Source organism: Diplocloster hominis (genome assembly GCF_032380655.1).
Taxonomy (GTDB): domain Bacteria; phylum Bacillota; class Clostridia; order Lachnospirales; family Lachnospiraceae; genus Diplocloster; species Diplocloster hominis.
Map to the genome: position 1 here is coordinate 1 of NZ_JAWDIY010000022.1, position 12,266 is coordinate 12,266.

Annotated in this window: 9 protein-coding genes; 4 read left to right on the forward strand and 5 right to left on the reverse strand. The window is 51.5% G+C overall.

The window, feature by feature from the left end; all coding sequences use genetic code 11:
- Positions 1–159 precede the first annotated feature (159 nt).
- Genes ABC831_RS18175 through ABC831_RS18185 form a run of 3 tightly spaced genes read right to left on the reverse strand, consistent with a single transcriptional unit; the run spans position 160 to position 5,249 of the window.
- On the reverse strand, positions 160–1,308 hold the full coding sequence (locus ABC831_RS18175; RefSeq protein WP_343249573.1) for an ABC transporter substrate-binding protein: 1,149 nt from the start codon (positions 1,306–1,308) through the stop codon (positions 160–162).
- Positions 1,298–4,051, reverse strand: a complete 2,754-nt coding sequence (locus ABC831_RS18180) for a family 78 glycoside hydrolase catalytic domain (protein WP_343249501.1) — start codon at positions 4,049–4,051, stop codon at positions 1,298–1,300. The genes ABC831_RS18175 and ABC831_RS18180 overlap by 11 nt, the downstream gene beginning before the upstream one ends.
- A 25-nt stretch (positions 4,052–4,076) precedes the next feature.
- Positions 4,077–5,249 (reverse strand): LacI family DNA-binding transcriptional regulator, encoded by a 1,173-nt coding sequence (locus tag ABC831_RS18185; protein WP_343249502.1) that lies wholly within the window; start codon positions 5,247–5,249, stop codon positions 4,077–4,079.
- A gap of 211 nt (positions 5,250–5,460) precedes the next feature.
- On the opposite strand from ABC831_RS18185, the gene ABC831_RS18190 reads away from it, so the two are divergent.
- The 4 genes from ABC831_RS18190 to ABC831_RS18205 all read left to right on the forward strand — a co-directional run bounded on the left by ABC831_RS18190 (position 5,461) and on the right by ABC831_RS18205 (position 9,855).
- Positions 5,461–6,246, forward strand: coding sequence for an MBL fold metallo-hydrolase (locus tag ABC831_RS18190; RefSeq protein ID WP_343249503.1), 786 nt, complete (start codon positions 5,461–5,463; stop codon positions 6,244–6,246).
- A 126-nt stretch (positions 6,247–6,372) separates the two neighbouring features.
- The gene (gene clpB, locus ABC831_RS18195; RefSeq protein ID WP_343249504.1) at positions 6,373–8,964 is read left to right on the forward strand and encodes an ATP-dependent chaperone ClpB; all 2,592 of its coding nucleotides are present in this window, start codon (positions 6,373–6,375) and stop codon (positions 8,962–8,964) included.
- Between the two features lie 16 nt (positions 8,965–8,980).
- On the forward strand, positions 8,981–9,166 hold the full coding sequence (locus tag ABC831_RS18200; protein ID WP_343249505.1) for a DUF4250 domain-containing protein: 186 nt from the start codon (positions 8,981–8,983) through the stop codon (positions 9,164–9,166).
- 503 nt (positions 9,167–9,669) lie between these two features.
- On the forward strand, positions 9,670–9,855 hold the full coding sequence (locus tag ABC831_RS18205) for a hypothetical protein (RefSeq protein ID WP_343249506.1): 186 nt from the start codon (positions 9,670–9,672) through the stop codon (positions 9,853–9,855).
- Between the two features lie 366 nt (positions 9,856–10,221).
- Here the strand turns inward: ABC831_RS18205 and putP are convergent, their stop codons facing one another.
- Together putP and ABC831_RS18215 are read right to left on the reverse strand one after the other, a co-directional pair.
- The gene (gene putP / locus ABC831_RS18210; RefSeq protein ID WP_343249507.1) at positions 10,222–11,778 is read right to left on the reverse strand and encodes a sodium/proline symporter PutP; all 1,557 of its coding nucleotides are present in this window, start codon (positions 11,776–11,778) and stop codon (positions 10,222–10,224) included.
- 94 nt (positions 11,779–11,872) lie between these two features.
- Positions 11,873–12,235: an ArsR/SmtB family transcription factor gene (locus tag ABC831_RS18215; RefSeq protein WP_343249508.1), complete on the reverse strand. Its 363-nt coding sequence runs from the start codon at positions 12,233–12,235 to the stop codon at positions 11,873–11,875.
- Between the last annotated feature and the right edge of the window lie 31 nt (positions 12,236–12,266).

The following is a 12,266-nucleotide window of genomic DNA, read 5'->3' on the forward strand; positions in this document are numbered from 1 at the left end:
TCGCTTGCGAAACTCTCCGCCTACGGCGGGCCGCGTAAGCGGCATCTTCCTTTCCGCCGTAGTGCGATCCCCGCGGAGCGTTTTTTATTTCATAGGAGCACTTTCCTATGAAATAAAAAGGGCCGCAGCTTCAGCGCTGCCTTGCTGCGGCCCGGATACTTATTTCTGGAAGAGCTTCGCGTATGCGGCCGGATCCCATGCCTGATCCATCAGATCTGCCAGTGCTTTGGTGTCGATCTTTCCGTTCATGACATCCAGATAATTGTTCGTAAATACATCCTGGGGATTCGTGCTGTTGGTCCCGGCGATATTCAGCGCGATATTGGGGAATGCCGCATAATCCGGAGCCTTGGATACCTCCTGCATCACCTCATTGTCACAGGTCACCCCATCCGTAACCGGAATCCCGTCTACCGCGTCTACCATCGTCTGCATCGCTTCCGTGGTACAGGTGTAGTTCAGGAAATCGATGGCAGCGTCTTTATTCTGGCTTGCGGTATTGACGGAGAGGCCGGAGGCCACGGAGCGGACGCCGAACGTCTTTTCCGGCCCCGGGAAAGCGAAGGCGCCCATATGGATCTCTTCATTCTGCTGCATTACCTCGGCGTATCCCCATGATCCCGTCAGGGTCATAGCCGCGTTGCCGGTGGCAAACAGAAGTGTCTGGGCTGTATACGTGGTACCGTCATAGTTGTCTTCATAATAGCCCGCGTCCCCCCACTCTTTCATTGCGTTCATCGCTTTTGTGAATCTTTCATCTGCAAATGTGGCCACTTTCCCGGAACGGATATCCTCGAAATAATCCGGCGCCAGTGCCTGGCAGCTGACCAGCCATGCGAACATATAAGGGGTCGCTTCCTGTCCGCCCATGGCGATGGGCGTGATGCCTTTTGCCTTGAGGGTATCGCAGGCCTTCAGGAATTCATCATAAGTCGCAGGAACCGTCACCCCCGCCTGCTCAAACAAGTCTTTATTATAGAATACGGTCAGGTACTGGGCGTAGGCTCCGGGCGCGCCATAGAGGCTGCCATTGATGGTTTCCACCTCCAAAGCGTCGCTTGAGAAAGCGGAGACGTCCAGTTTGCCATCCAGATTCTCTGCGTGTCCTGAATCCACAAAGGTTTGCAAATTGTTCCATCCTGTTGTAAAATAGATATCAGGTCCGATTCCCGCGGAGAGAGCTGATTTTAATTTTGAATAGTAGTCAGTTTCTGGATAAGAGTAAAATTCGATTTCCACATCCGGATGCGCGGCTGTGTAAGCGTCGATAATCGCCTCGTAACCTTTATCCACGCCGTCAACGGTCACATTCCAGAGTGCCAGCTTCGTCTTTTCTCCCTGGGCAGCGCTCTCGCCAGCGCTTTCCTGGGTACCGGTCTGTCCGGTTTCCGTCTGCGGGTCGGACTGCTTCGTTTCTTTCTGCGTCCCGCATCCTGTCATCGCCATCATGACCGCCATTACAGGTGCCATCCATTGAATCATTCTTCGTTTCATAAAAATCCTCCTTTTGATGATATTTATTTTTAACGCAGTCATCTGCATTAAATACTTTGCCGTCCCCCGGGGTAATCTCAAAATCAGTCTGATCCCGCCCGTTCAGCCGGATGTAACTATAGTTTCCAATCTTTCGCTGCTTCTCATTTTCCCCATCTGCATACCTGATGTCATAATTTACGTTTTCCAGAGCAGGTAAGACAATATGTAATGTTATATCTTCCGGGCTGCTGCCGGTAATCCAAAACCTCTCCCCCTCACGCCGGATGTCACAGCTTATGTATCCTCCCGGCACAGGTACCCGGACATGGATCTCATGCAGGGTATACATATCCGGCTTCAATAGCACATCTTTGAATCCCGGTGTCAGCGGCCGTATCCCCGCCACACTGCCGGCCAGCAGATTCAGGGGCGCCGATGCCCAGCCATGGCAAAGGCTTACGTTTGGTATCCCCGGCCTCTTCTCATCAAAAATCTCCCACCAGGTTCCGGCGCACCGCTGTGCCATCCGTATCCAATATTGGAAGCCATTCCAGAATTTCTCCCGCATACCCAGAATGCGGTAGGTAAGCATTTCATAATTCTTGAAATATCCGGTAATCACTTCCGGTCCCCGGAAATTTTGTAAAAAGTGTCTGACCGCCTTTTTTTCCTCTCTGCCTGCCACACCGGTGAGAACAGCCGCGCAATTCGTCTGAATGCTGTATCTGCCCCGGGCCTTTTTCCCGCCGTTTCCATCCTTTTTCTGAGAAGTAATCAGGCAATCCACATAGGCGCCTTTCTCCGGCTGGTACAGATATTTATTAATATTCCCCCGCAGCTTTACCGCCTTTTCTAAGTAACCGCTTCTGTCGGATATGCGGCCGCACACAGCGGCGATCTCAGACGCGGCCAGCAGCGCCCGGTAATAGAGACATTGAAGCGCAGTTACCGTATCTCTTTTATCCAGATCCGCCCAGTCGATGAATACCCACCAGTCCGGCCTGTTGACCAGGAAGCCTCTGTCATCCTCCTGGTCCCTGAGCCATTCCAGGGTACCGGCTGCCGCCGGATACAGTGCCTCCAGCGTCTCTTTGTCCCCGGTAAAGAGGTAATAGTCCTTTAATGTCATGATGTAGAGCGGAAGGTAATCCACGATATTATGGCCGGTGCTGCCCGGCGCGATGCTCTGCATCCAGCCGTCCGCCTCCTGGGCCTGGGCAAACTGTATCAGTGCTTTTTTTATCAGCTTCATATCTCCGAACGCGTAATAGTTCATAATCGCTTCGGTTTTGATATCTCCCAGATACTGTGCCTTCTCCCGCAGAGGACAGTCCTCGTAATTATCCTTCATGCACAGGTCCAGCGTCCTTTTGCTTATCTCGTATACCTCGTTAAGCCGATCATCGTCACACCGGAAATCCCCTTCCTTTTCAAACGGATAGAACAGCTGCCGGATGCCGGCCTTGCCGATCTGCACCTCTTTCCCACGGCTCCCTATGGTAATCTGCAGGTACCGGAACGCCCTCCTCCCAAACATTTCCCAGCAGTGTTTTCCAGCCCCGTAGCGGATCGTGTCCGCCTGGCGGATTCCCTGCCTCGTGGGGTCCACCCTTCCTTCTTCGTTCAGACATTCACTGTATCCCATGTACAGGATACCCGGCTCGGAGGTCTCGAATTCCAGGCAGGGATAGCCGACCACCTCCGCCCCAAAATCAAAGGTCAGATACACCGGATCCTGCCCCGGCGGCACCCGGATCGTGCTCTTCCCTCCCACATTCTTATGTAAATCAAGGGCTTCCTCTTCAGAAAATGTCCTGTGCCCTTCCCCGATCATGCGGTCCGCTGCGTTACAAAAAGAGATTACAGCCCCCTCCGAAACGCAATAACCGGCATCCAGAAGTTTTACCGCACACACTTCCTGTTCCGTCAGCAAGGGGATGGGACGCTGTGTAAGAGTGATCTCACGCGCGCTCTCCATGGAGACGCGAACCGCTTTTTCCCAGTTTTTTCCCTGGTGCCCCGAAGGGTCACAGCCGTCATCCGGGTCCGGCCGGCGCAGGCTGCCCATATCCTCCTCGAACGCGGCCAGGTCCACTTCCTCCTGAAAGCCTATCGTCCAGAACATCTGCGGCGCTCCCTGGTTCCACCACTGGGGTACTTTGGCATCCCAGGTCTCATCCGTCCGGATCGTCTTTGTGCCGTCCTTCGTCACGATCCTGGCTTCCAGGGCGAACCCGCCTCCTGTACTTTCCCTTCCGTGCTGCCCTACGCCTGAATTATAAGCGACTGCATAGATGCGGTTCTTCTTTTTCAGCAGACTTTTTAACTCTGCCGTCATTCGGAATTCCTCGTAATAAAAATTACCATGGTTGGAGGGGATGCTCCCCCGTCCCAGGCAGGTATCGTTCAGGTACAGCTTGTATTCCGTACCCGCGCTTCTTATGCATACCCGGGTCACTTTCTCCGGTGCGTCCAGTGTGAACGTCTTGCAAAATAGGACATAACAGTTAGCAGTATATTGGTGATGCGCCGCCCATATCCAGCGGGCATCCCACACGTCTTTTTCTTTCTCCATCGTATTCCCCCTGTCAATGCCTGCGCTACAGCTCTGCCTGCGCTACAGCTCTGCCTGTAGATTCCCGCTCGATCAGCTCCACCTCCAGCAGCTCTTTCTTAATCCCGGTTAGCTGCGCTTGTTGTTGCTGGTTCGGATGCTCCTGGTTTTTAGAATTCTCTTTATTTTCAGGATACTTCTGATCTTCAAGATGCTCCAGGTTTTCATGATGCTCCAGGCTTTCCAGATGCTCCTGATCTTCAAGATTTTCCTGGCTCTTCTGCTGCGCTTCCTGAATCTTACGGAAGAGAAACTCAGCGGAAAGCCGGCCCAGTTTTTCATTCGGGTATCTCACAGCAGTCACCTTCGGTATGTAATATTCGAATGCCGGTTCGTCCTGAATGACGCTCAGCGAGAGATCCTGCGGTATCCGCTTCCCCTCTTCATAAACCCTTCGCAATATTCCCGGAACCACCATGTCCGAACAGCTGATCAGGGCTGTGGGCTCCCGCTCCATCCTAAGCACCCTTCCTGCCGCTTCATATCCGTCGGCCGGCGTAACTTTGCAGGTCAGTATGAGCTTCTCATCGTACGGGATGCCGGATTCGGAAAGCGCAGCCTGGTATCCCTCCAGCCAGTACCGGTACGGGTATATGTTTTTTTCCCCATGGATCGCCAGCGCGATTCTTTTGTGTCCCTGGCTGATCAGATGGACTGCTGCTTTGTAGGTCGCAGAAAAATCATCAAAGGTAATATAATCGATATCCAGCCCTTCCAGACGGCCCAATACCAAAAAGGGGATATCCGTATTTTTCAGATAATCTACAAATTCCGTCTCCTCATAGGTGGGAGCGATAATAATCCCGGCTACCCGCATCTGGTGCAGCCTGCAGATCGCTTCCATCTCCCTGTCCGGATCGTAATCACTGGAAGAAACTACCACCCGGTATCCGTACCGGTCTGCCACCCGCTCTACCATTCTCACCATCTCGGCAAACAGGGGAATCGATATGTCAGTCACCACGATGCCGATCACATTGGTGGTCTTAAGCGCCAGATTGCTGGCATTCGTATTCAACGTATAGTTGTTATCTTTGGCAATCTGTAAAATTTTCTCCCGCAGCTGCGGACTGATCTTCGGTTTGTTGTGCAGGGCCTTCAGGACTGTCGTATGGGAAACACCCGCGATCCTGGCAATATCTTTTATGGTAACGGACATCTTGTTCCCTCTTTTCTGTTGGATTAGCTATGGGGATTCACGTGAATCCTATCTGATAAAATCATTATATCCCTTTCTATACACACTTGTCAAGTGATATGTAATTGACAGTAATACATAGCCCAAAGCTTGACAATCTATTACCGGCAGGATTAAAGTATGAAAAGACAGATCCAAAATCCGCAATAGATAGAAAGGAACATCCGAACTCATGAAGATCACCTGGTATGGGACTGCAACCATAGAATTGGAAGCCGGAGGAGAAAGAATACTATTCGATCCTTTTGTCCAGCTTCGCGGCGGGGAACACCCATACCCGCCAGAAACATTTGCGCAGGAAAAGCATATATTTATCACCCACGGCCATGTCGACCACCTGCTCTGTGTCCCCGCCATTCAGAAGATTTCCCAAGCGGATATCTATTGCACAGACTGCCCTGCAGCCACCCTGGAGCATTACGGTGTCAGCTATGGACATATTATCCGCATCACTTTGGGTGAGCGGATCAGCATCGGCGGTATTCAGATCACGGTATTGCCGGGTAAGCATATAACGTTTGACTGGCGCCTGATAGCCGGAGTGTTATTTCGTCCGCAGACTTATCTGCAGCTGCAGAACAGTCTGTTTTTAGCAAAAATGCACCGCCGGTTCCCGGAAAACGGTGAGACAGTGATCTATCAGATTGAGGCGGAAGGGAAAATGTTATTATTAATGGGCAGCCTGGGCCTTTCAGACGGAGTGGACTATCCGCAGGGAGCGGACCTTCTGATCCTTCCGTTTCAAGGGCACAGCCGGCTGTCAGAAGCCGCTTTCCCCGTGATCGAAAAACTGAATCCCAGGAGTGTGCTGCTGGATCACTTTGACAATGCATTTCCTCCTATCTCCAGCTCAATCAGCACTGCAGAATTTGTGAAACGGATGACCGAGAAACATCCTGATATTGAAGTAATCATTCCGCCGGCGGGCATACCCACCCCTATAACGGACTTCCACTAAATGACTCTTATATTTTGAAAAAAACTATTGCTTTTTTTTCATTTATCTGTTATATCTATTATAGAACAGACATTCAATGAGTAAATTGACCTATTTCAGATATAATGACTAAAAGGAGGAAAACATATGAACATCAGTAAATTTACCCAAAAATCCATCCAGGCCGTCAATGACTGTGAAAAACTGGCCTATGAATATGGAAATCAGGAAATAGAACAGGAACACCTGCTGTACTCCCTGCTTACCCAGGAGGACAGCCTGATTCTAAAGCTGATCGAGAAAATGGAGATTCAGCCGCAATACTTCGTCAACCGGGTAGAACAAGGCCTTCAAAAACGGGTCAAGGTGTCCGGCGGGAATGTATATGTGGGGCAGAATCTGAATAAGGTGCTTCTCTCAGCCGAAGAAGAGGCAAAACAGATGGGCGATGAATATGTTTCGGTGGAGCATCTCTTCCTGGCTCTGATCCGTCAGCCCAATCAGGAGATCAAGGCTGTTTTTAAAGAATTCGGGATTACCAGAGACCGTTTTCTTCAGGCACTGTCCACCGTCCGGGGGAATCAAAGAGTGACTACGGACAATCCCGAGGCTACCTATGATACGTTAAACAAATATGGATATGATCTGGTAGAGCGGGCCAGGGATCAGCAGTTAGACCCTGTGATCGGCCGTGATGCAGAGATCCGGAACGTGGTCCGCATCCTCTCCCGTAAGACTAAGAACAATCCTGTGCTGATCGGTGAGCCCGGCGTCGGTAAGACCGCCGTCGTGGAAGGGCTGGCCCAGAGAATCGTCCGGGGTGACGTCCCCGAGGGATTAAAAGACAAAAAATTATTTGCGCTGGATATGGGCGCTCTGGTGGCCGGCGCCAAATACCGCGGTGAATTTGAGGAGCGTTTAAAAGCCGTACTGGAAGAAGTGAAAAAAAGCGAGGGACAGATTATCCTGTTTATCGATGAGCTGCACACGATCGTGGGGGCCGGTAAGACCGAAGGTTCCATGGACGCCGGTAATATGTTAAAGCCCATGCTGGCCAGAGGCGAGCTGCACTGTATCGGCGCCACCACCTTAGATGAATACCGCAAATATATCGAGAAGGACGCCGCCCTGGAGCGGAGGTTCCAGCCGGTAACTGTGGATGAACCCACAGTAGAGGATACCATATCTATTCTGCGGGGTTTAAAAGAACGCTACGAAGTATTCCATGGCGTAAAGATCTCGGATGCTGCCCTGGTATCCGCCGCCACCCTCTCCCATCGCTATATATCCGACCGTTTCCTGCCGGATAAGGCCATCGACCTGGTCGACGAGGCCTGCGCCCTGATTAAGACCGAGCTGGACTCCATGCCTACGGAGCTGGACGAATTACAGCGTAAGGTAATGCAGCTGGAGATCGAGGAAGCTGCGCTTAAGAAGGAAACCGACCGTTTAAGCCAGGACCGTCTGGAATCCCTGCAAAAGGAACTGGCGGATCTGCGGGAAGAATTCCAGGGAAAGAAAGCCCAGTGGGATAATGAGAAAAAATCCGTGGATAACCTGTCCAAATTAAGAGAAGAAATTGAGGAATTAAATAAACAGATTCAGCTTGCCCAGCGGAATTACGATCTGGAAAAAGCTGCGGAATTACAATACGGAAAACTGCCGCAGCTGAAACAGCAGTTAGAAATCGAGGAACAGCGGGTAAAAGAAAAAGACTTAACACTGGTCCATGAAAGCGTCACGGATGAAGAAATCGCCAAAATCATCTCCCGCTGGACCGGAATCCCCGTGGCGAAATTAACGGAGAGCGAGCGCAGCAAAACCCTGCATCTGGATGAGGAACTGCACAAGCGGGTGATCGGCCAGGAGGAAGGCGTGACGAAAGTGACCGAGGCGATTATCCGATCCAAGGCCGGGATCAAAGATCCCACCAAACCAATTGGTTCCTTCCTGTTCCTGGGTCCCACCGGTGTCGGCAAAACAGAGCTGGCAAAAGCTCTGGCATCCAGTCTGTTCGATGACGAGCAAAATATGGTGCGGATCGATATGAGTGAATATATGGAAAAATATTCCGTCTCCCGTCTGATCGGAGCGCCTCCCGGATATGTAGGTTACGAGGAAGGCGGCCAGCTGACAGAAGCTGTGCGGCGGAAACCCTATTCCGTGGTCCTGTTTGACGAGATCGAGAAAGCCCACCCGGATGTGTTCAACGTACTGCTGCAAGTGCTGGACGACGGCCGGATCACCGATTCCCAGGGACGTACCGTGGATTTTAAAAACACGATTCTGATCATGACATCCAATATCGGATCTTCCTATCTTCTGGAAGGTATCGACGAGGAAGGAAATATACAGCCGGAAAACGAGGAACTGGTCATGAATGACCTTCGTGCCCATTTCCGCCCCGAATTCCTGAACCGGCTGGATGAAATCATCATGTTCAAGCCATTGACGAAGGAGAACATCCGTAGTATCATCGACCTGTTGGTGGATGACCTGAACCGCCGGTTATCAGACCGGGAGCTTACGATTTTCTTAACCGATGCGGCTAAGGTATATGTGACGGATCACGGTTATGATCCGGTATACGGAGCCAGACCCCTGAAGCGTTTCGTCCAGAAGCATGTGGAAACCCTGGCCGCCAGATTGATTTTATCCGATCAGGTACGGGCCGGAGACACCATCGTGATCGATACCATGGGGAATGACCTTACCGCCTACGCATCACATTCAGAATAAGGAGAAATGAACGTTCATGCTGCCCGACACACTGCCCAAGGACCCCGTAATACTATTGAGCTATATCAACACCCAGTTAAGAGATTTCTATCCGGATCTTACCAGTATGTGCCAAGCCCTTCAGATTCATAAATCGGACTTGATCTACAAACTATACGAGATCGACTATGAATACGATCCTGCTGTGAACCAATTTCGGTGAGTGGGGGGATTTTAAGGGTCCGGGAGGAGGGGGCGCAGGGATGGGGGCGGACGGCCAAACTCGCGGGACCAAATCGCATCGGCCGGACCTAAGAACAGGTAACTCCGATGGCGCGAGAACCTCCGATTAGCAGGGCCCGGAACAAACTCGCCAAAAGGCGGCTCAAACAGTGTTCCGGGCCCTGCGAGGTTCTCTTACCATCTGCGTAACCTGTTCTAAGGTCCGGCCTCAAGCGATTTGGTCCCGCGAGTTTGGCCGTCCGCCCCCATCCCTGCGCCCCCTCCTCCCTGTTTTAAAATAGGCTATGTTCCATGTTCTGAATAGCCAGGTGATATAACAGCTTGTATTTTAGAGTTATTTTTTATTAGATAAATTGTTAAAGGGATTGTCCGGATATGAAATAAGTCATACAAGATATGGAATAAGCTTGCAGGTTTCACATCAATATCTGGAAGCAAATTTTTATTTACCGACAGCCCTTCTCACATGGAACTTTGGCTGGTATGAGAGAAGGAGCGGGCTGGCTCTGGGAAGTATCGATTCATAAAAGGCCTCTGCGGCTGGCGGGAGTGTATCCGGGGGAGACTGTCCGAAACCAGGGTGCAGCCCGCCAGGTGTCCGCCCGGTACGGATTTGCCCTATGGGGGCCGGCAGGGAGAGCGGTGTCTGTGATCCCCTCTCTCACATAAGGCGCCCGTGTGAAATCTTAATGAAATCGGACCGGCAGGTTTGTGGCGAAAGACTGCGTTCCATGCAGTCTTTCGGTGGCTGCTGAACCGCGAATGCATCAAGCATTCACGGTGAATCAGCCACGTACCGCAAACCTGCCGGTCCGATTTCATTTAGATTTCACCGGGTAACAGCCTTAAGTGAGAGAGGGGATCACAGACACCGCTCTCCCTGCCGGCCCCCATAGGGCAAGTCCGTACCGGGCGGACACCTGGCGGGCTGCACCCTGGTTTTCGGACAGTCTCCCCCGGATACACTCCCGCCAGCCGCAGAGGCCTTTTATGAATCGATACTTCCCAGAGCCGGCCCGCTCCGGCCCCTTCAATCTATTCCAACTCCATCTTCCCGCTTCTCACATCCTCAAATTCCTGAAGCATTTCCGTGGAAGGAGCCTTGGTCAGAAGGCTGACCACCACGATCAGGGCCAGGCTGACGGCGAAGCCGATGACCAGTGAATACAAACCGGTCACTGTTCCCAGTGTCTGTCCGTTTACAAGCGGTATGTAATCCCAGATAATAACGGTCAGGCCTCCGGAGACGATACCCGCGATGGCGCCGCCCAGATTCGCCCGCTTCCAGTAGAGTGACATTAATACCGTGGGACCGAAGGCAGCGCCCAGGCCCGCCCAGGCGTTAGACACCAGTCCCATGATACTACTGTTGGGGTCCCAGGCTATAAAGTAGGCGATGGCTGCGATGCACACTACAATGATCCGGCTCAGCAAAAGGACATTTTTATCCTTAGCCTTTGGATTGATTACCCCTTTGTAGAGATCCTCAGACGCGGAGGACGCCGCTACCAGCAGCTGGGAATCCGCTGTGGACATGATCGCCGCCAGGATACCGCACAGGAAGATACCGCCGATGAACGGAATACGGATATCTTTTGTAAATAATTGCACAATCATATTGATAAATACATTCTCGGCTGATCCTGTGGTCTCCGTGCCCAGTATCGTGGGGAACAGATAAGCTCTTCCGATAATACCGATAAAGCATCCAAAGAACAGGGAGACAGCCACCCATACAATCGCAATAATTCTGGACTGTTTGAGTTCCTTCTCACTCTTAACCGCCATGAATCTGACTAGAATATGGGGCATACCGCAGTAACCCAGTCCCCAGCCGATCTGGGATATAATATCGATGAAACCAAACGGTTTTCCGCCGTTATGGAAGATATTCAGATAGGAATCCACACCTCCGGTCACGTTGGTCTGAGCCAGGATATCGGTCAGATTCGCCGGTCCTACAAACACATAGCAGAGAATCGGAACCGTCATCAGCCCGACCAGCATCAAAAGCCCCTGGATAAAGTCTGTGGTACACACGGCCATAAATCCGCCCATAAAGGTGTATCCCAGTATAACCACCACACCGATGGTCAGCGCGATGCGATAGTCCACTCCAAATACGATATTGAACATCTTGCCGCCGGCCGCGAACGCGGATGCCGTATAGACAACGAAAAAGATCACGATCACGATGGAGGATGCGATCAGCAGAATCCTCCTCTTGTCATGGAAGCGGTTTTCGAAATATTCCGGCAGGGTCAGCGAGTTATTCGCGCGTATCGTATACCGTCTGAGTCTGGTGGAAATGAAAAGCCAGTTGCATACGGTTCCCAGGAATAATCCGATAGCGATCCAGGACTGTCCCGTTCCCAGCGCGTAGACTGTGCCGGGAAGGCCCATCAGCAGCCAGCCGCTCATATCGGATGCCTGGGCTGACAGGGCTGCCACCCATTTTCCAAGGCCGCGGCCTCCAAGGAAATAATCCTCCGTGTTCTTAGTCTTGCGCATGAAACTAAATCCAATCAGTAGCATTCCCAGCATGTAGACCGCAAACGCCACCAGAACCCATACTAAATCTGTTTTACTCATTCTCTCCTCTTCTCCTCACTTCTCTTTTTTTCTGAACAGTTTCCTGTTGCTGTGTCTTACAGTATCCCCCACACCAAATGTCCGCGGAACACCTTTACTCCTCTATATGCTCCAACCCCTGGTTCATGATCGTCTGAATGTGATCATCCGCAAGGGAATAGAAGATCGTCTTTCCATCCCGCCTGAATTTCACCAGTTTCATCTGCTTTAGCACGCGCAGCTGGTGTGAGATGGCCGACTGTGTCATACCAAGCAGCTGTGCGATATCGCAGACACACATTTCCGCCTGGAACAAAACATATAGGATTTTGATTCTCGTGCTGTCACCAAATACCTTAAAGAATTCAGCCAGATCATACAGCTCCTGTTCCGGCGGTATCCGGTTTTTCACTTTTTCCACGATATCTTCATGTACATGGATATACTCGCAGCGTTCCACACCACTGTTATTGCTCATTGTTTCCTCCTTGCGTGCGTTTTCCCGCACA